Below are 24008 nucleotides of genomic sequence, written 5' to 3' on the forward strand. Positions count from 1 at the left end.
CCGCGCCGCCCACCAAGATGCCGCCGATCACGACGTTACTCACGTCGGACCATTGGGCATGGCTGAAGGCCATCTTGAACCCCGCCCACATGATGGCGACGGTAAAGAGTGTCACCGCCACGCTCGTCAGGACTGTTTGTACGTTCTGCATCACCGTGTTCACCTTGGTGATCTGGGCCCAAGCCGGGTCCGATTCCAACAGGATGACTACCCCGATCAGCCAAGAAGCCACCGCGATCAGCTGGCCATTTCCTCGGCTGACCCCTCGCAAGCTCCCTGTCCCTGACATACTCTTCTTTGTCACATTCCGTCCTATCATCACCTCTTCCATCTTCCCTTCCTTTCTGTGAAGTGGCTTCTGTGGCGAGTTTGCAGAGCCTTCTGCTCGCACTCATCGCCGAACGGGGGTGACATGTAGTGAGGTTCAGTTTTTGATGCAAGCCTGTTGGAAGTACGTAGTAGCGGCGACCACATGATGGAATTGTGTCGGCGAGAATAAAGAGGCAAGCGGGTGCCGTGATGGCAGAGAGCGTTCTCTGCATCGAACGGTCGGCTCGCACTATTGTTTTGAGGCTGAATGAGGCTGCGGACGCTGCGTATTACGGTTCAGCAGCCCAAAGAATATTCATTCCCAGCGCAGGGGGCAGCACCGATTGCTGCCCAAAGGGAAACCATGCGACGCACATTCCCAGGTGACGGTGCCGTGAGCCGCTCAGTGTTTTCCGTGCTCATACAGCAATGCCCGCAATGTTCTTCATTACGCTCTGCATTCTAGGTTCCACATCGCGGCACTCCGTCCATGTCCCATCACACTGCCCCAGGCGCATCCATCGGTCATCGTCGGTCGATCGGAATTGTTCTGTCATGGAAGGCCGGTGGACTGCCGCGCACTGATCGTCTGACGCAGCGCCCGCGCCAGCACAGATCTGTCACGTCCGCCGCCGAGTCTTTATCCGCCCGTGCTTCTTCGGCAGTCCTCGCCCTGTCACCTCCGTTGTCCTGCCCTGGCGCTTCGGTCTCTGCGAAAGCGCCAGTTCGTTCAACATGCAGGAGGTGCCACCATGGCCAAACAATCCGTCAACCGACTTCCCGTTCCACAGTTCATTCCGCGCTACCGGGTCACGCTTGTAGTTGAAGGCGGTCACACCGCTCCATACGGCGTTCTTCGCGATTCTGCTGCCGCAGCTGCGGCGCTGCGCCCCTGCTTTGACGGGCTTGATCGCGAGCAGTTCCTCGTCTGTTGTCTCGATGCTAAGAACGCTAGCATCGGCGTGAACATCGTTTCGATCGGATCGCTCACCCTCAGCATTGTGCATCCTCGTGAAGTCTTCAAACCGGCCATCCTCCTCAACGCATGTGCCATCATTGCGGTCCACAACCATCCGTCGGGTGATCCCACGCCGAGTCCTGAGGATCGGACACTCACTACGCGACTGCGGGAAGCAGGAGACCTGCTGGGCATCAGGCTGCTCGACCATCTCATTCTCGGTGACGACCGTCTTTATAGTTTTGCCGATCAGGGCTGGCCGCTGTGAGGCGTCAGCAAAAGACCTGTCGCACCTCCTCTCAATTATCTTTCCCAGCAGATGATGCATGGCGATACACTCGGAAGATTCCAGGTCTCTACCACAAGTGGTGGTCTGCTCCAGACAAAGCGGACGCCTAAAAAATAGGCAACATGCTGAAGAGCCCATGATCCGCTGTCACTCGTATGCGCAAGTCGATTTGTTCACACGGTTATCCCCAGAAGATGGGGACGACGGGCTGAGAGTGATGGCCTATCTGATGCTGAAGACGGGGTTGCGCATCATTGAAGTCAGTCGGGCACGGATTGAACATCTGCAGGAGCACGTGCCGGGAGAAAAATGGAAGCTATGGGTGCATGGGAAGGGGAGAGCATCGGCCGATGAGTCCGTGCAGGTGTTGCGAGAGGTCTATGACAAGATCCAAGTCTATCTGCGGCTCCGGCCGGAACCACCGCAGGGAAGTGATCCGCTGTTTGCGACGACGGTCTGTTATGATCGAGGCGGGAACGTGGTGACGGCAGCCGGGAAGCGACTCTCCACGCGGGCGATTCACCGCATCATTACGGAGGGGTTCTTGTTAGCGGGCGTCAAGAAGCCGGGCATTGTGGTCCACAGACACTCGACGCCGACCTTTGCCTTGCTCAATGAGGCGAATCCGACGCGGGTGCAGAAGATGATGCGTCATCAGCACTATGCCACCACCGAGATTTATGTCGAAGAGGTCCACCGGCTGCTCGATGGAGCCGAAGATGTCGTCACGCAAATATGATGGCGCATTGAACGGGTTTGTGTCACCGCACCTGACCAGCTTATCGTGGAGGTTCCGTTCTCTGTGCGTAAGACGCGACCACAGCCTACAAGATCGAGAAATCTGTCTTCTCCTTATACTGGAATTCCCTCGACGATACTCAGTGAGCATTTGGTCGGGATGACTCGGGTCAGCTTCAACCGCGCTGCGGCAAACAGTGCAGCAAATTCTTCCTTTGTCCGCTCACGTCCTCCAATAATGAGCATCTGAATGTCGAGGAGCTTTCCCCAGCTGGGATCGTTCCCCGGGGCAATGACGTTATCGACGACTAAAAGCTTCCCCTTCTCATTCATGGCGGCGCGGCAGTTGGTGAGGATATTGATGCATGCCTCGTCGTTCCAATCGTGGAGAATGTACTTCATGATATAGGCATCGCCTCCCTTAGGCACGGCTTCAAAGAAGTCTCCGGATTCGAGCCTGCAACGTTCCGTGATGCCCTTTGCCGTCATATGCCGCTCATTCTCAGCGCGAGCGATAACGGGACCTCGATCGAAAAGCACACCGTGAAGTCGTGGATTCGCTTTGAGGATCGTGGCCAGAAGGCTCCCGTGTCCCCCACCGACATCGACGAGCGTCCGGATCCCTGAGAACTTGTAGGCCGCGGCTACTGCGGGGTTCTCGATCTGGGAAATGCTCGTCATCGATTCACCAAATACTTCAAGATCCTCCGGGTGTTTCTCAAGATATATAAAGATCGGGACCCCGTGAGCCTTTAGGAACGGGACCTCGCCGGTCTTCACTCCGTAGAGGAGTTCCTTCCAGGAGTCCCATGCCCAATTGTCGTTGATCATGAGCGCCCACGCATGCATGGAGCCTGAAACGCCTGTCTGAAGTGTCATAGCAAGCGGCGTCAGCTTGAACCGTCGACCTTTAGTTTCTGTAAAGATGCCGACGCTCGCCAGGGCGCGGAGAATTCGGTAGAGCGGCTCTGGCTGCACGCCGGCAGCTGTCGACAAATCTTCGACAGTCCTTGATCCTTTTCCCAGTAGATCCGCCAGTCTGAGTTTCGCGGCCACATGGATGAGGCGGGCGACCCAATATCCGATAGCGAGATTCCGCATTATTTCAGCAGGTGACTGTTGTTTGGCCATAGTACGTCTCCGTGAAGGTGTATTGCTTTGTCGTGTTGTCGAAGAATTGGGCTGTGTCTGAGCAAGCCGGGCAGCATTGTACGAGACATCCGTACGCTGATGGAAGCGTTTCGTGTGCAAATTGGGGTTCCGGTACCATTGCCCGGAAAATCTGTCCATCGCTATTGCCCGCTTACACGCGCCCCCTGACACAAAGGTTCGATCTCTTACACCAGCTTGGCAAACAAATGATAGGCGAGTGCAGCAAGTAATGCGGAGGCAGGAAGCGTGACGACCCAGGCGAGGACCATATCGCGCACGGTGGGCCATCGAATGCTGCTGAGGCCGTTTAACAATCCAATACCGATAATAGACGAACTGCTGACATGGGTTGTTGAGACCGGCAACCCCATCACAGCGGATACAAACACCAGCGAGGAAGTGGTAAGGTTCGCAGATAACCCTTCGCTGTGATCCATTCGTGTGACATTCTCGGCGAGGACTTGCGTGACACGGCGTCCTGCCATATAGCTGCCGAGGCCCATTGCCACCGCTACGCCGATGAGGGCTATCGCTTGAAAAGACCCACTGGACCAGGTGGTGACGGCACTGCCCAACAGCATAATGGCTATCTTGGGGGCGTCATTCATTCCCCGGGCCAATGAGGCTAAACCACTTGAGCACCAATGGATACTGTCCAAACTAACAACAAGGCCCTTCAGTCCCGCCCGATCGCACTGGGCCGGAACTGTCACCACAGGTTGTCCCAGGGCTGCCGTCTGAAACAGCGTGCGCGTGGCACCTTGGGTATCGATCATAACCAATGCTCTGGCAGTCGGCATCACGCAGAGACAGGTGCCTTCCCACCGTGCCGCAAGCGTGCGAACAAGAGAGTGGATCAAGCCCGAGACCATCAACGCCAGCAGTGGACTCAGAATGAGCGGTAATAGAATTTTCTTTCCAATTCCCTCCCATAGAAGGCCCTCAGTCCCAAATGCGATAAGGCCTGCCCCTACGATCGCGCCGGTTAAGGCATGGGTGGTGGAAACAGGCAAACCGCTCCGGGTCGCGACCAGCACCCAGAGGACAGCGCCGGCGAGCACGGCAGTCGCAAGGATGGACGATGAGGCAACGCCTGGCGCCAGGAGCCCTTGGCTGAAGGTCTTCACCATCGCGGTGGCGACCAGTCCCGAAAGCCCAGCGCCGACGGTCGTCCAGAACGTTCCCCATAAGATGGCGGTCCGATAATCGGCGACGCCGCTGCCTACGAGGGTGGCAATAGCCTTGGACACGTCGTTCGCGCCATTGGCGAAAGCCAGAGATAACACCAAGAGACATGTGAAAAGTGACAAGTCCATATGTGTTTGCCTACTGTGTGGGAGTTGCCGTCATCACCGCTCCGCCGCAGGACGAGCCAGCCCCGGCCGTGCACCCGTAGCAGTGGTTGCCCGTCACAATCCTGCGTGTGCTGAGGCGGGTGGGATCAAAGTCGCGAATATGGCGCGGCATGCCTTCCTTGACCGGCAGCGTAAGCATCTGATTGAAGTCGCAATCATACAGCGTGCCGTCCCACCCCACGGAAATCATCGATCGGCACATGACGCCTGCCACAGCGGCAGGGTTGAAGGCAGTGGCCAGGCGTTCCATATAGGCATCGTAATTACCACTTTCGATCAGGAACTCGAGAAATCGGCTGATTGGCATGTTGGTGACGGTATAGAGATGGTTGAACTCAATGTCATATCGTGTCCGGAGCTCTTTCCGAAATTGGGCTTCGAGCGCTTCTTGCTTCGGCGGGAGAAACGCTCCGACCGGATTGTACACGAGGTTCAGGGCAAGACCGCTCTCTGGTCGCCCGTACCCCAGTTTGTTCAAACGCGTGAGGGCCTCGATGGATTTCTCAAAGTTGCCGTGGCCGCGCTGTGCATCAGTCTGACTGGCACGATAGGCCGGAAGTGAGGCTATGATTTCGACTCGATGGCTGGCCAAGAATTCTGCAAGGTCCGCTTGGGAGGGAAGCAGCAACACGGACAGGTTGCAGCGATCTATCACATGACGACCGAGGGTACGGGCCCGTTCGACCAGCCGGCGAAAGTTCGGATTAAGTTCCGGCGCCCCGCCCGTAATATCGATGGTGGGAATGTCGGTCTTCGTCAACGCCGCGAGACAGAGATCGGCTATCTCATCCGACATGATTTCAGTACGATCCGGTCCCGCATCGACGTGACAATGTCGGCAGGTTTGGTTGCAGAGTTTGCCGACGTTGATTTGAAGAATGGTGATCCCCGTGGCATGCAGCGGGAATAACCCAGCCTGCTCGAGACGTCGTTCGAATGAAGGACACCCGACTGTATCCATAAGAACTTTGAGTTGTTCATCGGAGGAGGCAAGAGGATTCTGTCGTCCGAGTAAAGTCAGCGGCATAGTTGTGTCTCCGTGAGCACGCGAGAAACACCTCGAAGATCCACTATCAGGTCAGTAGGTGCGTCCTACGCTTGGCATGTCTGAACACCGTGTCCGGGAAGCGCAGCTCGCAACATCCGAAGTTGAGCGCCCGTCCTTGCCGATGGGCGAGCAGGGGTTGAACCTTTGGCGCAATGCGATAACACACCTGCTGGCCCGCCCGAATTCCTTCGACTAATCCGGCATCTCGGAGAATACGGAGATGATGGGAGATGTGCGGTTGCGGACAGTGTAAGCACCGCACGAGGTCCGTCACGCATTTCTCCTCACCCAGTAACGACTCCAGGATACGCAACCGCGTGTGGTCCGCCAGGGCCTTGAGCGTCAGGGCGCATTGGTCCACGGTAAGCAGAATTCCGGTGGAGCCGGGCTTCATCAACAGCAGCCTCCGTCAGGTGAACAGGTCACAGGCTCCCCACTCACGTGTTCGCCGGCTCGATTCAAAATGGCGAAATGTGGCCGGTACCCTTGAGCCTCCAGCACCGCCACCGTTTTGGAGCAGACCTCCAAAGGCTCTCCTCGGCGATAGATATGGTGATCGTCGTCCTCGACTTCCGTAAAGGGGCCAGCCAGCAACGCATAGTGGCCTTGCCAGGTGCAAGGAACATTGGCAGGCAAGACGGCGGTCCAGCGCGGATCGTTGTGGTCGAGCGGTACAGGCTCGGTGGTCAGGAGAAAGTGGTCGACGAAAGGAGGAGCGCCCAACAACAGTGCATCGTCAGGCGTGATTGGGCGTGGGATGCCACGGTGATAGGTCGTGCCTCGTTCATCCGTCACTCCACTGAAGGGGCCTCGAAGAGTGGCGTACCTGACCGAAGCCGTCGTTGCTGCCAGTGGTAGCTTGTAACCGGTCAACGTCACCGAAAAGAAGTGGATGCCATCGATCACGCGCCAGGGTGAAAACTTGACGAGATGGATCCCGAGAAAGCCGACTGCCGCTATACCAGCCATGTAGTCCGCGAGCGTCAACGCGCCTGAGAGACAATCGCCCCATTTCTCCGCATCGTGAGCCAGGTATTGAGGGACCTGTTGGTCCGACACGATGTCAGAGATCGTAAAACGCCCACCCGGTTTGGTGACACGAAACATCTCCCGAAAGACCGTGCGCTTATCCGGTGCCAGGTTAATGACGCAATTGGAAATGATGAGATCGATCAGGTTGTCGTCCACCGGCATGGTGTCCGCCATCCCTTTTCGAAACTCCACATTCAAGGAGGCATAGCCCAGATTCGCTGCGACGATCGGTGCATTGCGGCGCGCGATCTCCAACATCGTGTCTGTCATATCGATACCGATCACATGCCCGGATGGGCCGACCAGTCGCGAGGCCTCGAAGCAGTCGATTCCTCCACCGGAACCAATATCGAGGACTGTCTCGCCGGAACGGACGGTCTGTAAACCGGCTGGCGTGCCGCACCCATAGGAAATCTTGAGCACCTCGTCCGGGATAAATGATTTCAGGTCTGCGAGGTCGTAACTCGTCGGACAACACATCTGCTCGCCTGTCGCGGCAGCCCGCGCGTATCGGTCACTCACGGTTTTGGTGATGGTGTCGATCGGCATAGTCCCCCTCTCTTAGGAAGATAAATAGCTCTGGAATGATCCGTCCATGTATCGATCCCAGATCTATCGAGATAGCTTGATACATCCATATACAGGGAAAGGCATATCACTTCTGTGAGCTGGCTTACAGTCACACGACCGCCAGTCTCTGACCCGTGCAGGGCGGTTGAGGAAAGTCACACGTTCAAGAGATCCTGAGGGGAGGGAATAGATTGAACACACCAACTTCCCTCCTTGACTCCGTACTATGGTACAGGGTGTATCGTCATCAATGAGGTGAACATGCCGACCCAACTCACAATTGGAAAGCTCGCAAAAGATGCTGGGGTACATATCGAAACGATTCGCTACTACGAACGACGCCACATACTCGGCCCCACCTCCCGGCTGCCATCCGGCTACAGGTTGTACAACCGCGAGGCGGCGCGACGTCTCCGTTTCATCAAGAATGCTCAGGCGTTGGGCTTCACGCTCCATGAGATTGAGGAACTCCTCAATCTTCGGGCCAGTTCGAAGGCCCGATGTGGGGACGTAGAGCGGAGGGCCGAAACCAAGCTGAAGCATGTGGAGGCCAAAGTGCGTGATTTGCAATCGCTTGCAGCGGCGCTGCGACGTTTGATCCGCCTCTGCCGGACTGGGCAGCCGACGGAGCAGTGTCCGCTTCTGACAAGTCTGGAAAATGAAGACAAGGCGTCAGGAAGAAGCCGGCAGAGGGGATGAGTGAGGGCTGCGATTGACCAGTGACGGATGACGTTCGATTCTGATGCGGGGAGCCAAGAGCGCTGATGACGAAGAACGGTGGAGAAATAACAGCGGTCTGGGGTGTTATGACCGCTTTCCTGGCGTCAATCTGCTGCATCGGGTCAGTGATGTTTGCAGCCCTCGGCATAGGCGTGGGCGTCACAGGCTCCCTAGCTGATACTGCCGTATTTCTAAGGTTCCTACTTCCCTATCGGCCGATCTTTATCGGCCTCACAATCCTTTTGCTGGGCATCAGCTTTTACCTGGCCTACCGGAGATCAAAACCTGTGTGCGTGTCGGGGAACGTGTGTGTTCCGGGAGCGATAAACAGGGCAAATCGGACATTGCTCTGGGTGCTAGCAGTCCTCGCGCTGGGGCTAATCGTGGCCCCGTACTGGTGGGGACTGTGAGAATGCGTAACGGAGAGGAGGTGCATACGCATGTGGCGACAGCTTGGATCGGTTGTGCTGATAGGCGCCATGACCGTGGGCTTGGTCATGTCTTCTCTTCTTGCGGCGGAGAGCCAGGGGCTTCAGACGGTGACCATACACATCGATGGCATGAGCTGCGGGGCTTGTCTGAAGGATGTGAAAGCCGCCCTCGCGAAGGTGCCCGGAGTCAGTGCAGTGGAGTTCACCGTCGCAAAGAAGTGGATCTTTTTCTCCGACTACGCGGATGCGCGCGCCTTGGTGGCGTTCGATCCGGAGAAAGCTGGTGCAGAGGCATTGATCAAGGCCGTAGAAGGCGCGAGCAGCCCACTGTCGGCGTACAAGGCTCGGGTGCTCGAAAAATAGGCGATGGGTGCGAGGTGTGAGGCCAGAAGGAGGAAGGAGAAATCATTATGGTGCAGGCGACGAATGTTGAGAGCGGGTTATTTGTTGAACTCAGAAAGTTGAGCCCGAAAGTCACGGGCGGGCTATTGCGCATGCGGCAGGAGGCGTATCGCGACGGAGTTGTTCCTGCGAAGTACAAACTGCTCACGGCCATGGCGATCTCCATCGCAATTCGTTGCGAGCCCTGTATTCGAGCCTACGTCAAGATGGCCTGCGGCAAGGGTGCCGCACAAGAGGAATTGATCGAGTTTCTCGAAGTCGCCATGACGATGCAAGGCTGTCCCGGAGAGGAGTGGGCGCTGAAGGCCTTTTCTGTCTACAAGGAATGCCTCGATAGTAGGCCGGCATCGTCCGCGTCAGGTTGTTGTGATCACCAAGCTATGAGCCAAAAGACTGAGGAGAGCACATCATGAATCCACGAATGATGTTCCTAATCATCGGAATGTTCATGGCACTTATATTAAGCGTTGGACTTGGCGTGATACCGGCCTCCGCAGCCAGCATTCTGATCCAGATGAAGACCTCGCTGACAGAGGACGATGCGCAAATCTGCGCGGTCCCGAATGTGGCGTGGGCGGCGGTGAAGGCCGGTCACCAGGTGACGATTTTGGTGGATGCGAGTGCCGTTACGTCGGTGACAAAAGGATTTGGGTGGTTCAGGAAGATGACCGGAAGTGAGACCACGGCGCTCGATCGCGCCAGTTTGCCCGAGCGAGAGCGGCAGAGCCTCTCCGAGCAGATGGGTGTCCCGCTAGATCAGATCCCGCACACCTATGGCGAGTACTTTGATTTTCTGAAGAACAAGCTGGGCGTTGAAATCTACGGGGATCAAACCATGATGCTCCTCTACAAAATCGATCCTGCGCGAGTTGCCTCTTCAGTGACCCCGATTCTGCTGGAAAGGATGGTGGACCTGTTCGCGTCTGCTGACCGAGTGATTGTGTATTAGAGATACCGTTGACGCTTGAGCTGGATGAGGGATAGACTGACACTATGCGATCGCGTCCCCGTCGATGCTGGTCTTTTCTCGCTGTGACCATCGTGGTGTTTCTGCTGGCGTTCAGTTTCAACGCCTACGCCTGTCTTCTGCCGTTGTCTGGAACCACCGATGCCGCGATGGCCAACGGCTGTTCAACTCCCGTGGAACAACCTAGTCGGCAATTGTGCGACGCCTTCAAAACCCTAGGAGTCGAGTCCTCCTCTCAGTCGTCTTCGTGGCTCATGGACCATCATTGGTCACCAGATCATGCTCTGATCGCACTTCCAGCCGTGAGCTGTCGACTCGTACGGATTTCTAGTCAATCTTGCACTCTTGAATCAAGTTCTCCTCCGCATCAGTCGCTCGCAAGCACCGTGCTTCGCATCTGATCTCCTCGGTTCTTTCTGAGCCAATTCCATTATCGCGTTCTCTGTCCGGCGTTGAACCTCGGTTCATCCTGCTGCTCTTTCTGTAGCAAGACGGGGGCCGAGATCCGCGACAGGCGTGGGCAGGAACGCTTTTGGGGAGGACCATCCCATGACTCGCTCAATTCGGTTTTTGTTGTTGACCATACCAGTCCTGAGCATGACCTTCGTGACAGGTGGCAACCAGGTCGCTCTTGCCGTCGATCAGATTGCACAACCAACCTTGGCGTTGCCGGACTTGATCCGCGAAACACTTGAGAGAAATCCGGAGCTTGTGGCAGCGCGCAAGCAATGGGAAGCTTTCTCGCACCGGATTGTGCAAGCTCGGTCACTGGACGATCCCACCCTGTCCGTGCACTTGTGGAATTTCCCGCAGACCTTCAACGTCACAAGAGCGGACAACAGCATCTTCGGTCTCTCGCAGAATTTCCCCTTCCCCGGCAAATTGACCCTGAAAGGCGAAATAGCGAGTCGGTCGGCCGAGATCACCGAGCAGGCGCTGCATGGGAAAGAACGGGAGCTGGTCGCCCGTCTCAAACAGGCCTACTACGATCTGTTTCTCGCGCAAAAGGCGATCCAGCTTTATCATGAACAGGTCGAATTGCTGAGACAATTCGTCGAGATTACAAACGCGAAGTTTCGAACGGGAAAGGGGGCGCAGGCTGATGTGCTCAAGGCCCAGGTTGAGCTGTCCCTCCTCCACCAGCAACGTCCCGTCCTGGAACAACGTCACGAGACAGCCGCAGCGCTGCTGAATACGGTCCTGGACAGGGACCCCCTCTCGCCCTTGGGCATTCCTCAGGAGCCGTCTCTGATCCCGCTCGACACCGCCATCGGCGATTTGCACCGCCTCGCACTGAATGCCAGACCGGAACTGAAAGCCGCCGAGTTGGCGGTGCAACAGAGCGAGCAGTCTCGCGCGCTGGCTCAGCGTCAGTACTACCCAGACTTCAATGTGACGTTTCAGCGTTTTCAGAACTTCCAGGCCAATGACGGCTTCGGCGCCTACGTGGCGATGACCGTGCCGTTCGCCTTCTGGGCCAAGCCGAAGCATGACGCGCGCGTTCAAGAAGCAGCAGCGTCGGTCGCAGCTGCGCGGGCCCAACAGCATACGGTAGAAAACCTGACTCGTTATCAGATCAACGATCTCTTAGCCAAGGTCCGGGCGAGTGAACAGGTGGCCCGGTTGTATCACACCACGATCCTGCCCCAGGCCCTGCAGAACCTTGAAGCAGCACGAGCGGGGTATCGTGCGGGAAAAGGAGGGTTCCTGGATCTCATTGATACGCAACGAGCCTGGCGAGGATTTCAACATGAGTACTACCGAGCGCTGGTTGAGCGTGAGCACCGACTCGCCGAACTCGAACAAGTGATCGGAGCCGATCTGAACGGAAAGAGCTGAGAAGGGAGGAATGGCCATGAGCCTGGACAGGCGCAGAACAGGTCTTGTTGTCGGTGTCGCAGCAGCCGGTCTGTTCGTCGGAGTCATCGCCGGGTTCTTCGCCGCGCATCGGATGATGAGCGATATGTCGAGGATGCCAAGCAGTGAAGACATGAAAGACCATGGGATGGAAGGTGTGTCCATGAAAGGTATGGAAGGGATGAGGGGCATGGGGGATATGAAAGGGATGCCGATGGAGGAAGCGATGCCTACGAAAGGCACGGAATCTATGCCAGGCATGCCCGATGGCTCGTCCGGGGCGGTGGCTGTTCCCGCTGTGGCTCGGCAATTGATTGGAGTCCGCAGTGTTCTGGTCACTCATGCGACGCAGGAGGAAGAGATTCGGACAGTCGGCACCGTAGGCTACGACGAACGGGGTTTCACGCACGTGACGCTGAAAGTCTCCGGGTGGGTTCGAAAGGTCTTCGTCAATTCGATCGGTCGACCGGTACGGAAAGGCGAACCACTCTTCACTGTCTACTCGCCGGATCTTCTGGCCACGCAGGACGAGTATCTGTTGGCGGTCAAGACGCAGGCTCAACTGGCCGAAAGCCCGCTCGACGACGCGAAAGCCAACGCCGATGCGCTCGTGGCGGGCGCGCGGGAGCGCTTGCGACTGTGGGATGTGACCAATTCACAGATCGCCGCCCTGGAGCGTCGAGGTCAGGGCAACCCGGTTCTGACGGTCTACGCGCCGTCGTCTGGAATCGTGCTGAAGCGAGAGACCGTGCCGGGCAAATATGTGGAGCCAGGGACGACACTGTATGAGATCGCGGATCTTTCCTCCGTCTGGATCTCTGCCGATATTTACGAATCAGAAGTGGCTGCTGTGAAAGTCGCTCAACCGGCCTCGATCACCTTCGCTGCTTATCCGGGGGAAACATTCAGCGGCAAGGTGGCCTATGTGTATCCGACGCTGAATACCGAAGCCCGCACGGTGCGAGTGCGGGTTGAGTTTCCGAATCCTGAACTGAAGCTGAAGCCCGGTATGTATGGGAACGTGACCTTGCAGACGGATGCGGTCAGAACCTTGATGGTGCCAAAGGAAGCTGTGTTGGACACCGGGCTTCGTCAACTTGTGTTTATGGATCTGGGACAAGGCCGGTATGAGCCTATTTCCGTCAAGCTGGGTCGCAGGAGTCAGGATTCGGTGGAAGTACTGGAAGGACTCAAAGCAGGAGATCGGATCGTTACCTCGGCCAATTTCTTGTTGGACGCGGAGAGTAAATTGGCATCGGCTTCGAGCATGCAGGGCATGATGGGCCGGATCGGCATGGCCGACTGGCAAATGCGCGGCGCGCACGAAGGCAAGATGGCCATGGGAGAAGCGGGCGTCTCGGCGCCCCCAGGGCCCTCGGCTTCACCGCGAGGCGAGCGGGCGGGTGAGAAAGGTGGGATGGAGGGCATGGAAGGCATGCCGGGGATGAAATGATTGCGCGTCTGATCGAAGCGAGCGCTCGGAATCCGGTCCTGGTGATCTTGAGTGTGCTCTTGTTGGCCATCTGGGGTGGCTGGGCCGTGCTTGACGTACCTCTGGATGCCATTCCGGACCTTTCGGATGTTCAGGTGATCGTCTACACCGAGTGGCAGGGCCGCAGTCCCACGCTCATTGAGGATCAAATCACCTATCCGGTTGTGACCGCTCTGCTCGCGGGACCCAGAGTCAAACGAGTCCGAGGTGTCTCGGAGTACGGCGTCTCCTATGTCTATGTGATTTTCGAAGACCGGACCGACCTCTACTGGGCACGAAGTCGCGTGCTCGAATATCTCCAGAAGCTCACCGGTAAGCTGCCGATCGGCGTCACGCCGACCCTCGGGCCCGACGCAACCGGAGTCGGGTGGGTCTATCAGTACGCACTGGTGGACGAGTCGGGAGCCCATGACTTGGCGCAGCTCCGCAGTCTTCAGGATTGGTACCTGCGTTACCAACTTGAAAGCGTGCCAGGCGTGGCGGAAGTCTCAGCGATCGGTGGATTCGTCAAACAATACCAAATCGAAGTGGACCCCAACACATTAGCGGCCTATCGATTGCCCATTCAAAAGGTCATCGAAGCCGTCCGCAACAGCAATGCGGAGGTGAGCGGCCGAGTCTTGGAGATGGCCGGCACTGAATACGTCATTCGAGGGCGAGGCTATCTGCGGTCGGTGGATGAGATTGAACTGATTCCCGTCGGGACCGACGGACGAGGGACGCCGATCCTGGTGCGGGACATCGGGCATGTCCAGCTCGGGCCGGAACAGCGCAGGGGCATCGCCGAATTGGACGGCAAGGGTCAGACGGTCGGCGGCATCGTGATCATGCGGGCCGGAGAGAACGCCCTTGCGGTGATCGAGCGGATCAAAGCCAGGCTGGAGGACATTGTTCCGGCCTTGCCCGAGGGGGTGCACATTGTTCCCACCTACGATCGGTCCGATCTTATTCATCGCGCGATTGCCGTGCTCCGCGAGAAACTGGTTGAAGAAAGTGTGATCGTGAGCCTGATCGCACTGGTCTTCCTGTTTCATGCGCGAAGCGCACTCGTGGCCATCCTTCTGCTCCCCGTGGCGGTACTGCTCGCGTTTATCCCAATGGCCTACTTGAAGATTACCTCCAACATCATGTCGCTGGGCGGGATCGCCATTGCTCTCGGCGCCATGGTCGATGCGGCGATGGTGATGGTCGAGAATGCTCACAAACGGTTGGAGCAATCTCCATCAGGCAACAGAGCGGACATTATTATTGCCGCCGCGAAAGAAGTCGGGCGGCCCCTGTTCTTTTCACTGCTGGTGATCGCCGTGTCGTTCTTGCCGATCTTTGCGCTGGAATCCCAGGAAGGGCGACTGTTCACGCCCCTGGCCTATACCAAGACCTTTTCGATGCTCTTTGCCACCGCGCTTTCGGTGACATTGGCGCCCGTGCTCATGGTTGTTCTGATTCGGGGCCACATCCGGGCGGAAACCGACAACCCCTTGAACCGGCTGCTGATCACCCTCTATCGACCCATCCTCTCTGGTGCGTTGCGCGTTCGATGGCTCACACTCGGAATAGCAGTGGTGACGTTCGGACTTACGGTGCCGGCATTCCTGCGACTCGGCGCGGAGTTCATGCCGCCGCTGAACGAGGGGACCATCCTCTACATGCCGACCACCGTCCCAGGCCTGTCGATCCCAGAAGCGACGAAGGTCTTGCAGGTTCAGGATCAGTTACTCACGACCTTCCCGGAAGTGGAACGGGTATTCGGCAAAATGGGGAAGGCTCCGACCGCCACCGATCCAGCTTTCGTGGGCATGGCGGAGATCACCGTGACGCTGAAACCGGAGGCGCAATGGCGACCAGGCATGACCTGGGACAAGTTGTTGGATGAGATGGATGCCAAACTCCGCATCCCTGGATTTCCGAACATTTGGTGGATGCCGATCCAGACTCGCACGGAGATGATCACGACGGGTGTCCGAAGTCCGGTCGGGATCAAGGTGCTGGGACCGGATTTGAAGACGATCGAGCGGATCGGTATCGAGATCGAACAAGCCTTGGCGACCGTGCCCGGCACCAAGAGCGCCTTCGCCGAACGGCTCAATGAGGGCTATTACTTGGATGTGATCGTGAACCGGCGTGAAGCGGCCCGTTATGGTCTGACGGTGGGAGACGTGCAGGCGGTGATCACCTCGGCCATCGGAGGAGAAACCGTGACAACCACGGTGGAGGGACGGGAACGGTATCCGGTCAACGTGCGCTACAAGCGCGAGTTGCGCGACGATCCGGACCGGCTCAAACGAGTCCTGATTCCCACGCCGGGCGGTGCGCAGATCCCTCTCGGGCAAATCGCGGAGATGGTGATCAACCAAGGGCCGCCGTCGATCGCGGATGAGGCGGGATCGCTCGCTGGCCTGGTGTCGGTGTCGGTCAGCGGACGAGATTTGCGCGGCTATGTTCAAGACGCTCAGCGAGCAGTCCGGGAGCTGGTCACACTCCCGCCTGGGTATCGGCTGATCTGGACTGGGCAATACGAACATCTGGTGCGGGCCGAAGCGCGGTTGAAGCTGGTGGTACCCGTGACGCTGGCGATGATTCTGCTGCTTCTGTATCTGAATTTCCGATCGCTTGCGAAATCGCTGATCGTGCTCTTGTCCGTCCCCTTCGCCGTGATCGGAGCCATCTGGTTTCTCCATTACTTGGACTACAACCTCAGCGTGGCTGTGTGGGTGGGGATCATTGCGTTGGCAGGCGTAGCGGCGGAGACGGGCGTGGTGATGCTCGTCTATCTCGACGAAGCCTATGAGCGGCTGGTGCGTGAAGGTCGTATGGCTACGGCGCAGGATCTCCACGACGCCATTATGGAGGGAGCGGTTCAGCGCGTGCGGCCCAAGATGATGACGGTGGCGGCGATCATGGGCGGTTTGCTCCCCATCATGTGGACGACCGGCACCGGGGCAGATGTGATGAAGCGGATTGCCGCGCCGATGATCGGTGGCATGGTGAGCTCAACGGTGCTGACGTTGCTGGTGATTCCCATCCTCTATGCCTTGTGGCGTGGGTTTGGTCTGCCCCGATGCCTCACTCACTCTCCTGAAGTAACATCGGAATGAAAAGGGAGTTCCAGACGTTTAGGCCCTTCGCCTTTCTGGCTGCGGGGTTCATCGTGTTAACCAGGATGTCCAGATGCCTCAGTTCCCGAAGTTATTTGTTTCTCCATTGCATCAAGTCCAGCTGTCAGGCCTTGCGCCACATTCTCACAGGAATCATGTGCCCAGAAGTGCATGAAAACAGATCCGGAGCGTCATGATTATGAAGAGCCGTTACCCTTATCCTATGTTCTATCAATGCTTGAGCTACCTATAATTGACCTCTTCACCGATCATGACGACATTTCCGTGGCCGCGACCTTTCCATCGTGGGCGTTGAAGGCGTACCAAGTCTATAAGGAACATGTGAGCGGAGCAGAGCCAAGCGAGAGCAACATGTGCTATACGTACTGAATTCTTTATGGGCAAATCTGGGTGAGAAGTGTTTTCTGGCACCATTTCCCTTCCCAACCGGGATGCGACTGAGTCATGTAGCCAGCACGGCGAGGGGGACGTCGTCTCGTCCCGTTCACAGAGTAAGGAGCGGAGATGTGCTGTCCCCTCTTGACCGGAGCCTTCGAGATCGGTGATCCCGTTTATTGTTCTTTGGGTGGGCTACGTGAGGAATGAGGAGACGTGTCCAGCCTCGTCCGAGGAAACCATGGCAAAAACGCATTGGTCGTAGCCTGATAGGCTTTATATTCGGTAATTAGGGCGAAACGTAACCAAAGAACGTGTGCAGGAACAGTTTGAACAGGTTGTCCCTGCGGTGATTAAAACGGTACTCGATTTCCTTCAGATACATTGGGAAATGATATTTGGACACACCTCGGTAGTTATAGAGGATGTGCTTGCCGAATGACCAGAAGCCTTCGATGCCGTTGATATGGTTCTTTGTGCGTTTATCAACGAGGCTCTTGGTGTGGTTGACGGTGTGGTGCTTCCCATACCGTTTGAGCGACTGATACCCCTTGAACGCATCGGTGTAATAGACGGAGCCCTTACGGGTTTTGGCGCGGATATGCGTCATGAGCGTCTCGGCAGAGACGTTCTCCACGACCTTGGTGTACACCCGCCCGTCGCGTTCTAACAAGCCAAACACCACGCTTTTCCCGGTAGCGCCTCGCCCGCGCTTGCCCTTGCGCCTCCCGCCGAAATAGGCTTCGTCCAGTTCGATCTCGCCAGAGAGCTTACTTTCCATCGCTTCCAGTTCAGCCACATGGAAGATGGCGGCACGCAGCTTCTGATAGACCCGACGGATGACCTTGGCGTCAACAGCGAGATCATGCGCCAATCGGTAGGCCGGGACTTGTTGATAGAACCCCTGGATGATCGCGATCTCGCGCCGCAGTTTGGCGAGGCTCTTCTGCTTGCTGCACTTTCGGCACTTCACATAGCCGCGCCGCGTCCGGTTGACCTTGAACGCTCCGCAGAACACACACTTTTTGCCGCGCAACAAGTTGGCCGCGCACCCGAATACCCGGTTTTGTCCTGTAACCATAAGGCCTCCAGCTTACCTCATGGTTACGAAACGCCCTAATTACCTTATATTCTTCTCCTCGATTTAGAAGGGCCTGCTCTTCTGCTTGAGGAATGCCAGTTACCTTCAGCAGCGCGATCCCCATTCCGATCGGCCCGATCCAGGTCAATACCCAGCCGGGTGCTCCCCACATCATCACGACATAGGAGCACCAGTGCAGCCATTCAAAAAAATAGTTCGGATGGCGGGAGTAATTCCACAGGCCCTCGCGACAGACTCGACCTTGATTTCTCGGATCGGCACGGAACTGAGCGAGTTGCCGGTCAGCCGCCGCTTCGCCGGCCACGGCCACGCCCCAGATCAGCAAACCGACCAACTCGACCACCGCGGTCGGATGCCGTGGATTCCAAAGCAACACCAAAAACGGGAGCGAAAAGGCGGCCAAGGCGAGGGCTTGCAGCTGAAAGTACCAGAACATTTTTGAAGGCTCGGTCTCACCCCATTCCTCCCGGATCCGGCGATAGCGAGCGTCCTCCGGTTTCCCCTTCACGCGATTGAAGAAAATGTAGAGTCCGAGTCGTCCCGCATAGAGTGTCACCAGCATCACGGTCAGGAGTTTCCGCTCGATCCCGCTGGGAGCGTGCGTGGCATAGCCCAGCACGACGACGATCAGCCCGAGGCACCATCCGACGTCCCCGATGGCGGCGTTCCTCGTTTTCCGCTGCACGGCCCACAACAGGGCCATGACGATCGCCATGACGAGGTAGGCCGCCACAACGAGGGAGAACGGATCTGATGCCAGTATTCCGCCTGCTGGTTCCATCATTCATTCTACCTTGGGTTGGCAGCGGCGCTTGTCCAATTTGCCGGCGCGGCTGCTTGAAAAATAGGCGAGTGGCCGAAGTGGGAAGCGAGAGGGAGGAGGGAGACAGCATAATGGATCAAGCCACTAATGTTGAGACCGCAAGTCACCGGGGGCCTCCTGCGCATGCGACAGGAGGCCTATCGTAATGGCGCCGTTGTTGCGAAGTACAAACCGCTCCTCGCCATGGCGTTCTCCATCGCGAATCGATGCGAGTCCTGTAGCCGAGCCTACGTCAAGATGGTTTGCCACAAAGACGTCCCGCAAGGGGAATTGATCGAGTGCCTCGAAGTCGCCATGACCATGCAGGGGTGTCCTGGTGAAGAATGGGCCCGGAAGGCGTACCAAGCGTATAACGAACAGGTGGGTGGGGACCAACCAGGCGAGAGTAGTGGTATACGCTGTGTGCACTGAATTCAAGACACAGGGACGTCCATGAGTTGAGCCGGCACCCCGACAACCGTTTGCCCGATGGTCGTCGAAGCAGCGAGATCGCAGACTGTGTGTCCAAGATCTTGACCGTGTGCCCGATGGTGTCGATCTGTTTGGTAAACCCATAGAGTGCGTTGGTCACGATCCAAAGCAGCCATGAGGTCTCCGGATAAGCGATTTAGGGCTCGCTGCTCGCGAGCACGTTGAGGGTTCCATTACTCATCGTTCGAATATAGAGCGCGTCGACATCGGCGGACACGGTGATCCCTTGCATCGACGTGACCGTTCCCTGCATCGAAACAGTTGGGGTCAGCGTTCGATTCAACCCGGTTCTCAGAGAGTCGCGTATCCGATCGATCATCGGCGTCACCCCAAGCACGATTTCTGGAGCAATAGTTTCTCGGAGCGGCGCGTCATTGAACCAGGCTGGGGCCGTTGTCTGAAGTAGATGTGTGGTTCCGAGATCGTACCGAAGGCCACTGAGATAGACCGCCTCTGTCATCACGTTGATTTCCGGCTTCCCGATCAAATACACGTAGCCCCGTGCATCTCCAGTGAACTCCACGCGTAGAAGCACTTGGTTATTGCCTAGACCGAATATTCCTGCACCGGTTATCGTGATGACATTTCCCTTAGTTTCAATCCGTCTCCCTTTCAGCTGCTTCGAGAGCGTCTGGGAAAGTGTGCCGTAGTCAACTTGGATATCGGCCAAGACATGAAATTTCTCAGACACGGGTTGCTTCTCGGTATAAGCGTCCTGGACATCAGCTACACCACGAAAATCTGGAGAGACCGCTTCTGTCTCGAGCGGAGGAAGTGCTGGGGACGATGCTGGTGGCTCAGCTCCATGAACGATCACCGGATGCGCGATGATCTGAAGGATATCTTTGACCACGTGGCCATCTTTTGAGAATCCGGCACGCCGCACCTTGTCGAGGTTGAGCAGAAGCCAGATATCCGGCTCCAATTGGATGGGATTGCGGAGCGCCGTCCAGACATCTTCTGCGCGCGGTTTGAGACTCAGCGCGTTAAGACGCGAGACGGCGCTGTTGAAACCTTCCTTTGCCTGATCTGACAGTGCCGTGTTGACGGCCTGCTGCAGGTCTACATCGGAGATGCGTAGCCGGCAGGGCTCGATGGGATGAACCGTCACGCTGCGGAGGGAGGCCGACACTCCGTAATCCGAGGTCATCCCGATGGCAATACTCCCATTGAGTGTGGCTCGTCGTGGCCACCCACTTCCATCACCACACTGGGCCGATGATTCAGCACCCTGCGCATGTGAACGCGCGCCAATCTTATAGCGGAGCGGCGCACTCACGAAGAGGGAGACTCCCGAGAGTTCGATTTCCTTCCACCAGTCTCCGATCGACAGGCGTGGCTCCGTATTACTGACGGAGTGGGCCGGCTGCTCGATCGAAAAGTCATCCCGTTCCGCATAGTATTTGTACTCCCCGCCTTTCGGATGTTTGCTGACGCTGCCCGAATGGTCAAACTTCTTTGGAATGAGGTTCGGATTGTTGGTGGCATTGAGAAAGTCGGAAAGGTCCACCCGCATCGGTACGGTAATGACGGACTCCGTGATCCGAGGAGGCGGCGTGACTGCGGGTGGAAACCTCTCCGGCGCGGGTGGGCGTAGGACAAACTCGGTATCAGCACAACTGGTCAGGAACAGGACCACCCCCATCGTCGCCACGACATGATATCTGGACGTGAGAAACATCAGCAGCCTCCTTTTCCCCTCACCCACGACCGCGGGTCCATGTTCGAACGTGAGACTGGCACATGCCTGGGGCCATATCGGATACGCGTCCCATCACAAGACGAGGCTAAAACGTGATGACCTGATAGCCCTGTGACACGAGCTTCTTGAAGCTCGGATGTCCCTCAAATTCCCCTGCCAGCTTGACTCCGCAAGCAACGACGGCGTCCTTGACTCCGAAGGCTCCGGCGCAGAACTCGCATGCACCCGCAATCCGATCCTTGACCGCGTTGTAGAGCCCGTGCAGCTTGTGGTCGGGCTTCTCCAATTCAACGATCCACTTGGGCCCGGCGCCGTCGAAGATCAGCTGGACGTCATCGTGGCCGTCCTTGAATTCTTTCACGGCTTCCAGGGCGTTCACGACGCGCCCCAGCGCCTCATGAGTTTCCGTATCAGCCAACACGATGATCGCGACTTTGGACATGATGTACTCCTTTCAGCATGGCAGTGGGTGAATGAAGAAACCGCTTCCGTCTCATGTGAGAGGGCGGATGAATCGGCATGCTAGCGCACGTCCGGTGAATCCATCCGTGATCTGCCTTACAAACCCGCCCAACTATTTTCTTTGCCGACTGGTGAGCTGCCTTACAGATAGGGGGTATGTGAGCAGGTAGAATCGCGTCAAGAAACACCCATGTCTGTCACGGACAAAGGAGGTGGGCCATGACCTGCGAGCGGTGCGATGGGCTGATGGTCAGCGAGCGGATTTACGATCTTCAGGGGCTGAGCAGCAATCCGTGCATAGAAGGATATCGTTGCCTCCTGTGCGGCGATGTCGTTGATGCAACGATCCTTGAGCATAGGAGGCGGTCCACAGGGGCGATCAAGCCGCTCCGAAGCGTCACTCCTCGAACGTCGAGACTTGTGGCGGCATAGGGGGCAGGAAGAGGAATCGATGTGATCACACCCTCTTCAACGATGAGTGAGGGAGGATCGAGGAAGGACGTGCCTCATGACACGCCACGATGAACCGGTCATGGCTCTTCGCATCCGACTCCATCAACTCCCTTGTCCTTCGTGCGGCAAACCTGAACTGATGCCGCTGCTCCAATGCGATTACTACCCCGATGGATGTCTTTGGACAGTGTGTTGTGGAGAGTGCCGAACACAATACCATTTTGATCATCGGATGGTGTCCGCCTAGAAAGGAAGCGAGAATCGGGTGGGCCCATCGATCCTGATACACGCGCACAACAGAGAAGCAGTGAACAATATGCCACGCGGGTCATCAGTAGCGGAAGTTCGGTCCGGTAGTGAAACGTCAGCGGAACACTGGTCACGAACGATGGGCTGAAGAAAATGACGGCATAAGGCCGGCTCATACCACAAAGGAGGGTTATCATGAAGTTTCAGATTCATACGAAGGACACGGCTCCGGAGGCATCGCGGGCGATGCTCGAAGCCACCGCAAAGAAATACGGATTTGTGCCGAATTTGTATGGTGTGCTGGCCGGGTCGCCTGCGGCGGTGCAGGCCTATGCGGGGATCAATAAAGCGTTGGAGCAGAGCGCGCTCACACCAGTTGAGCAGCAAGTCGTGACGTTGACGGTCAGTGCCGCCAACAACTGTGCCTACTGCATGGGAGCCCATTCCACGGTGGCGCAAATGGTCCATATGCCGGAGCCGATTCTCGCAGAACTTCGGGATCAGCGCGACCTTTCGGATGCGAAGCTCAATGCGCTGCGCCTGCTGGTGGTGTCTGTCTTGCACCATCGGGGATGGGTGCCGGAAGAGGATCTCAACCAATTTACTGCGGCAGGTTACGCTCAGCAGCACCTGTTGGATGTGCTGACGATCGTGGCGCTCAAGACCTTGAGCAATTACACGAACCATATCGCGCACACGCCGCTCGATCCACAGTTTGCAGCGCAATCGTGGAAGGCGAAGGGCGCCACGGGAGGCTAAGCGATCTATCACATGAGCAGGCAGGTCTCAGAGGAGGTGTGTGATGCGAATCATCTATGCGTGTCTGTTGTCGGTTGTGTGGTTCACGGTCCCTGCTTCAGTCTCGGCCAATACGTGGCCTGGGTTCGGAGCGAGCTGGATGGATCGTGAGAGAGGCAGCACGTTATTGCTCGATCAGAACTCCGTGATTCAGACCGTGGCCGACCACCGGCTCGGTCGTGATGACCGCTTCGGCATGGACGAACGTGTGCGAAGCTCAAGAGAAACCAAGGAGAGTAGGGTGACGGCTGAAACCAATCGTCATGGGTCTCATGAGTCAGCGCGCTCTGGGAACACCCCTCAAACATTCAGCGACGTTCGCGATCACTCATCCAACAGCGTACATAGCCCCGCTCATCACCCCGACCCATGGTGGGGACGGCGTGTCGAGGGTGATCCGATGATCAGGGGCTTAAATCGGAGTCCGTCAGGGAAATAGGGTGTGCTCAAGATCCGCAGTTTGCGGCACAAGCGTGAAAGGCACCGGCCAACACCGTGGGCTGACAGGCGTGTACCGAGCTGTAGCGAACAGAAAGAAACAAAAAAGGGATCAGCCCATGTCGATTGCGGCCATGCCGGAGGCGAGATGGCGCAGTCAGAGATCCGGTTTCGTTTTCTTGATTCCCAGCGCCTTGATGCGCGACGCCAGCGTCGTCGGCTTCATGCCCAATAAGACGGCAGCACCGTCCGGCCCAAAAATCTTGCCTTTCGTGAGTCGCAAGGCCTGCATGATGTTCTCCTGCTCCTGCCGTCTCCAATCATGTCGAGTTGCCACTTGCGATGCGGTGAGAGGTGACGGTGAGGGTGTTGTCGAGTCACGAGAGGGAGCGGGTTGAAGATGAATGTCCAGGGTGCGCCCTTGAGAAAGGATGACGGCGCGCTCAACGACGTTTTGGAGCTCGCGCACATTTCCCGGCCAGTGATGGGCTGCCAGTTGGCTCAAGGCCACTTGAGTCAGGCGCGGGGCCCGGCGGTTCATTCGCGTAGCGCTCTGAGCGATGAAATGGGCGGCCAGCTTCGGAATGTCTTCACGCCGCTCACGCAGCGGAGGAATGTGGATCGGGAACACGCTGAGGCGATAGTGACCCCGGTTGTCAATAGTGGACGCCATGAATGACAGTCTCACGCCGCCGACTG

General features: G+C 57.2%; 25 protein-coding genes and 1 pseudogene. 15 read left to right on the forward strand and 11 right to left on the reverse strand.

Annotated features, from left to right (window positions below):
- On the reverse strand, positions 1 to 331 hold a 331-nt coding region (locus tag ACMTNU_RS17065; protein WP_413936502.1), incomplete at its 3' end, for a TrbC/VirB2 family protein.
- A 730-nt stretch (positions 332 to 1061) separates the two neighbouring features.
- Between ACMTNU_RS17065 and ACMTNU_RS17070 the strand changes: the two genes are divergently transcribed.
- Positions 1062 to 1535, forward strand: a complete 474-nt coding sequence (locus tag ACMTNU_RS17070) for a JAB domain-containing protein (protein WP_413936503.1) — start codon at positions 1062 to 1064, stop codon at positions 1533 to 1535.
- Between the two features lie 157 nt (positions 1536 to 1692).
- Positions 1693 to 2295, forward strand: coding sequence for a tyrosine-type recombinase/integrase (locus ACMTNU_RS17075; RefSeq protein WP_413936504.1), 603 nt, complete (start codon positions 1693 to 1695; stop codon positions 2293 to 2295).
- Positions 2296 to 2408: 113 nt separating this feature from the next.
- On the opposite strand, the gene ACMTNU_RS17080 is transcribed toward ACMTNU_RS17075, so the two are convergent.
- From ACMTNU_RS17080 to ACMTNU_RS17100, 5 genes are all read right to left on the reverse strand, one after another.
- The gene (locus ACMTNU_RS17080; RefSeq protein ID WP_413936505.1) at positions 2409 to 3425 is read right to left on the reverse strand and encodes a methyltransferase; all 1017 of its coding nucleotides are present in this window, start codon (positions 3423 to 3425) and stop codon (positions 2409 to 2411) included.
- A 206-nt stretch (positions 3426 to 3631) separates the two neighbouring features.
- Positions 3632 to 4762: an inorganic phosphate transporter gene (locus ACMTNU_RS17085; protein ID WP_413936506.1), complete on the reverse strand. Its 1131-nt coding sequence runs from the start codon at positions 4760 to 4762 to the stop codon at positions 3632 to 3634.
- Between the two features lie 10 nt (positions 4763 to 4772).
- Entirely contained in the window at positions 4773 to 5828 is a 1056-nt protein-coding gene (arsS, locus tag ACMTNU_RS17090; RefSeq protein WP_413936507.1) for an arsenosugar biosynthesis radical SAM (seleno)protein ArsS, read from the reverse strand.
- A gap of 46 nt (positions 5829 to 5874) precedes the next feature.
- Positions 5875 to 6243 (reverse strand): ArsR/SmtB family transcription factor, encoded by a 369-nt coding sequence (locus ACMTNU_RS17095; protein ID WP_413936508.1) that lies wholly within the window; start codon positions 6241 to 6243, stop codon positions 5875 to 5877.
- Positions 6243 to 7430, reverse strand: coding sequence for a methyltransferase domain-containing protein (locus tag ACMTNU_RS17100; protein ID WP_413936509.1), 1188 nt, complete (start codon positions 7428 to 7430; stop codon positions 6243 to 6245). Before ACMTNU_RS17100 ends, ACMTNU_RS17095 begins: the two co-directional genes overlap by 1 nt.
- A 282-nt stretch (positions 7431 to 7712) precedes the next feature.
- On the opposite strand from ACMTNU_RS17100, the gene ACMTNU_RS17105 reads away from it, so the two are divergent.
- From ACMTNU_RS17105 to ACMTNU_RS17145, 9 genes are all read left to right on the forward strand, one after another.
- On the forward strand, positions 7713 to 8150 hold the full coding sequence (locus ACMTNU_RS17105; protein WP_413936510.1) for a heavy metal-responsive transcriptional regulator: 438 nt from the start codon (positions 7713 to 7715) through the stop codon (positions 8148 to 8150).
- A gap of 65 nt (positions 8151 to 8215) precedes the next feature.
- On the forward strand, positions 8216 to 8581 hold the full coding sequence (locus tag ACMTNU_RS17110) for a mercuric transporter MerT family protein (protein ID WP_413936511.1): 366 nt from the start codon (positions 8216 to 8218) through the stop codon (positions 8579 to 8581).
- Positions 8582 to 8611: 30 nt separating this feature from the next.
- The gene (locus ACMTNU_RS17115; protein ID WP_413936512.1) at positions 8612 to 8965 is read left to right on the forward strand and encodes a heavy-metal-associated domain-containing protein; all 354 of its coding nucleotides are present in this window, start codon (positions 8612 to 8614) and stop codon (positions 8963 to 8965) included.
- A gap of 47 nt (positions 8966 to 9012) precedes the next feature.
- Positions 9013 to 9417: a carboxymuconolactone decarboxylase family protein gene (locus tag ACMTNU_RS17120; protein ID WP_413936513.1), complete on the forward strand. Its 405-nt coding sequence runs from the start codon at positions 9013 to 9015 to the stop codon at positions 9415 to 9417.
- The gene (locus ACMTNU_RS17125; protein ID WP_413936514.1) at positions 9414 to 9953 is read left to right on the forward strand and encodes a hypothetical protein; all 540 of its coding nucleotides are present in this window, start codon (positions 9414 to 9416) and stop codon (positions 9951 to 9953) included. Before ACMTNU_RS17120 ends, ACMTNU_RS17125 begins: the two co-directional genes overlap by 4 nt.
- Before the next feature lie 567 nt (positions 9954 to 10520).
- Complete coding sequence (locus ACMTNU_RS17130; RefSeq protein ID WP_413936515.1) at positions 10521 to 11810, forward strand: TolC family protein; 1290 nt, start codon at positions 10521 to 10523, stop codon at positions 11808 to 11810.
- 16 nt (positions 11811 to 11826) lie between these two features.
- Positions 11827 to 13281: an efflux RND transporter periplasmic adaptor subunit gene (locus tag ACMTNU_RS17135; RefSeq protein WP_413936516.1), complete on the forward strand. Its 1455-nt coding sequence runs from the start codon at positions 11827 to 11829 to the stop codon at positions 13279 to 13281.
- Positions 13278 to 16415: an efflux RND transporter permease subunit gene (locus tag ACMTNU_RS17140; protein ID WP_413936517.1), complete on the forward strand. Its 3138-nt coding sequence runs from the start codon at positions 13278 to 13280 to the stop codon at positions 16413 to 16415. Before ACMTNU_RS17135 ends, ACMTNU_RS17140 begins: the two co-directional genes overlap by 4 nt.
- Before the next feature lie 171 nt (positions 16416 to 16586).
- A complete protein-coding gene (locus tag ACMTNU_RS17145; RefSeq protein WP_413936518.1) occupies positions 16587 to 16805 on the forward strand; it encodes a hypothetical protein in 219 nt (72 codons plus the stop codon).
- Positions 16806 to 17100: 295 nt separating this feature from the next.
- On the opposite strand, the gene ACMTNU_RS17150 is transcribed toward ACMTNU_RS17145, so the two are convergent.
- Together ACMTNU_RS17150 and ACMTNU_RS17155 are read right to left on the reverse strand one after the other, a co-directional pair.
- Positions 17101 to 17685 (reverse strand): IS1595 family transposase, encoded by a 585-nt coding sequence (locus ACMTNU_RS17150; RefSeq protein WP_413936519.1) that lies wholly within the window; start codon positions 17683 to 17685, stop codon positions 17101 to 17103.
- Positions 17675 to 18697 carry a DUF1295 domain-containing protein gene (locus ACMTNU_RS17155; protein WP_413936520.1) on the reverse strand — a complete coding sequence of 341 codons (1023 nt, stop codon included), beginning with the start codon at positions 18695 to 18697 and terminating at the stop codon, positions 17675 to 17677. Before ACMTNU_RS17155 ends, ACMTNU_RS17150 begins: the two co-directional genes overlap by 11 nt.
- Before the next feature lie 126 nt (positions 18698 to 18823).
- Here ACMTNU_RS17155 and ACMTNU_RS17160 point away from each other — a divergent pair, with 126 nt between their 5' ends.
- Positions 18824 to 19147 carry a carboxymuconolactone decarboxylase family protein gene (locus ACMTNU_RS17160; RefSeq protein WP_413936521.1) on the forward strand — a complete coding sequence of 108 codons (324 nt, stop codon included), beginning with the start codon at positions 18824 to 18826 and terminating at the stop codon, positions 19145 to 19147.
- 196 nt (positions 19148 to 19343) lie between these two features.
- Here the strand turns inward: ACMTNU_RS17160 and ACMTNU_RS17165 are convergent, their stop codons facing one another.
- Both ACMTNU_RS17165 and ACMTNU_RS17170 read right to left on the reverse strand, forming a co-directional pair.
- Positions 19344 to 20888, reverse strand: a complete 1545-nt coding sequence (locus ACMTNU_RS17165; protein WP_413936522.1) for a DUF4403 family protein — start codon at positions 20886 to 20888, stop codon at positions 19344 to 19346.
- A 106-nt stretch (positions 20889 to 20994) separates the two neighbouring features.
- A complete protein-coding gene (locus ACMTNU_RS17170) occupies positions 20995 to 21351 on the reverse strand; it encodes a DsrE family protein (protein ID WP_413936523.1) in 357 nt (118 codons plus the stop codon).
- A 239-nt stretch (positions 21352 to 21590) separates the two neighbouring features.
- Here ACMTNU_RS17170 and ACMTNU_RS17175 point away from each other — a divergent pair, with 239 nt between their 5' ends.
- From ACMTNU_RS17175 to ACMTNU_RS17185, 3 genes are all read left to right on the forward strand, one after another.
- A complete protein-coding gene (locus ACMTNU_RS17175) occupies positions 21591 to 21803 on the forward strand; it encodes a hypothetical protein (RefSeq protein ID WP_413936524.1) in 213 nt (70 codons plus the stop codon).
- Between the two features lie 465 nt (positions 21804 to 22268).
- A complete protein-coding gene (locus ACMTNU_RS17180) occupies positions 22269 to 22832 on the forward strand; it encodes a carboxymuconolactone decarboxylase family protein (protein ID WP_413936525.1) in 564 nt (187 codons plus the stop codon).
- Positions 22833 to 22875: 43 nt separating this feature from the next.
- Positions 22876 to 23310, forward strand: coding sequence for a hypothetical protein (locus tag ACMTNU_RS17185; protein ID WP_413936526.1), 435 nt, complete (start codon positions 22876 to 22878; stop codon positions 23308 to 23310).
- A 156-nt stretch (positions 23311 to 23466) separates the two neighbouring features.
- Here the strand turns inward: ACMTNU_RS17185 and ACMTNU_RS17190 are convergent.
- Positions 23467 to 24008, reverse strand: a pseudogene (locus ACMTNU_RS17190) (hypothetical protein); the annotation flags it as partial.

Source organism: Nitrospira sp. BLG_1, from assembly GCF_047338595.1.
Taxonomy (GTDB): domain Bacteria; phylum Nitrospirota; class Nitrospiria; order Nitrospirales; family Nitrospiraceae; genus Nitrospira_D.

What these genes read in the sequence shown, in the direction of transcription:
- ACMTNU_RS17170 (WP_413936523.1), bottom strand. Translation starts at nt 21,351, where the DNA reads ATGTCCAAAGTCGCGATCATCGTGTTGGCTGATACGGAAACTCATGAG.
- ACMTNU_RS17125 (WP_413936514.1), top strand. Translation starts at nt 9,414, where the DNA reads ATGAATCCACGAATGATGTTCCTAATCATCGGAATGTTCATGGCACTT.
- ACMTNU_RS17070 (WP_413936503.1), top strand. Translation starts at nt 1,062, where the DNA reads ATGGCCAAACAATCCGTCAACCGACTTCCCGTTCCACAGTTCATTCCG.
- ACMTNU_RS17100 (WP_413936509.1), bottom strand. Translation starts at nt 7,430, where the DNA reads ATGCCGATCGACACCATCACCAAAACCGTGAGTGACCGATACGCGCGG.
- ACMTNU_RS17185 (WP_413936526.1), top strand. Translation starts at nt 22,876, where the DNA reads ATGCGAATCATCTATGCGTGTCTGTTGTCGGTTGTGTGGTTCACGGTC.
- ACMTNU_RS17165 (WP_413936522.1), bottom strand. Translation starts at nt 20,888, where the DNA reads ATGTTTCTCACGTCCAGATATCATGTCGTGGCGACGATGGGGGTGGTC.
- ACMTNU_RS17115 (WP_413936512.1), top strand. Translation starts at nt 8,612, where the DNA reads ATGTGGCGACAGCTTGGATCGGTTGTGCTGATAGGCGCCATGACCGTG.
- ACMTNU_RS17160 (WP_413936521.1), top strand. Translation starts at nt 18,824, where the DNA reads ATGTTGAGACCGCAAGTCACCGGGGGCCTCCTGCGCATGCGACAGGAG.
- ACMTNU_RS17110 (WP_413936511.1), top strand. Translation starts at nt 8,216, where the DNA reads ATGACGAAGAACGGTGGAGAAATAACAGCGGTCTGGGGTGTTATGACC.
- ACMTNU_RS17105 (WP_413936510.1), top strand. Translation starts at nt 7,713, where the DNA reads ATGCCGACCCAACTCACAATTGGAAAGCTCGCAAAAGATGCTGGGGTA.
- ACMTNU_RS17120 (WP_413936513.1), top strand. Translation starts at nt 9,013, where the DNA reads ATGGTGCAGGCGACGAATGTTGAGAGCGGGTTATTTGTTGAACTCAGA.
- ACMTNU_RS17130 (WP_413936515.1), top strand. Translation starts at nt 10,521, where the DNA reads ATGACTCGCTCAATTCGGTTTTTGTTGTTGACCATACCAGTCCTGAGC.
- ACMTNU_RS17095 (WP_413936508.1), bottom strand. Translation starts at nt 6,243, where the DNA reads ATGAAGCCCGGCTCCACCGGAATTCTGCTTACCGTGGACCAATGCGCC.
- ACMTNU_RS17075 (WP_413936504.1), top strand. Translation starts at nt 1,693, where the DNA reads ATGATCCGCTGTCACTCGTATGCGCAAGTCGATTTGTTCACACGGTTA.
- ACMTNU_RS17180 (WP_413936525.1), top strand. Translation starts at nt 22,269, where the DNA reads ATGAAGTTTCAGATTCATACGAAGGACACGGCTCCGGAGGCATCGCGG.
- ACMTNU_RS17145 (WP_413936518.1), top strand. Translation starts at nt 16,587, where the DNA reads ATGAAAACAGATCCGGAGCGTCATGATTATGAAGAGCCGTTACCCTTA.
- arsS (WP_413936507.1), bottom strand. Translation starts at nt 5,828, where the DNA reads ATGCCGCTGACTTTACTCGGACGACAGAATCCTCTTGCCTCCTCCGAT.
- ACMTNU_RS17155 (WP_413936520.1), bottom strand. Translation starts at nt 18,697, where the DNA reads ATGATGGAACCAGCAGGCGGAATACTGGCATCAGATCCGTTCTCCCTC.
- ACMTNU_RS17080 (WP_413936505.1), bottom strand. Translation starts at nt 3,425, where the DNA reads ATGGCCAAACAACAGTCACCTGCTGAAATAATGCGGAATCTCGCTATC.
- ACMTNU_RS17140 (WP_413936517.1), top strand. Translation starts at nt 13,278, where the DNA reads ATGATTGCGCGTCTGATCGAAGCGAGCGCTCGGAATCCGGTCCTGGTG.
- ACMTNU_RS17175 (WP_413936524.1), top strand. Translation starts at nt 21,591, where the DNA reads ATGACCTGCGAGCGGTGCGATGGGCTGATGGTCAGCGAGCGGATTTAC.
- ACMTNU_RS17135 (WP_413936516.1), top strand. Translation starts at nt 11,827, where the DNA reads ATGAGCCTGGACAGGCGCAGAACAGGTCTTGTTGTCGGTGTCGCAGCA.
- ACMTNU_RS17085 (WP_413936506.1), bottom strand. Translation starts at nt 4,762, where the DNA reads ATGGACTTGTCACTTTTCACATGTCTCTTGGTGTTATCTCTGGCTTTC.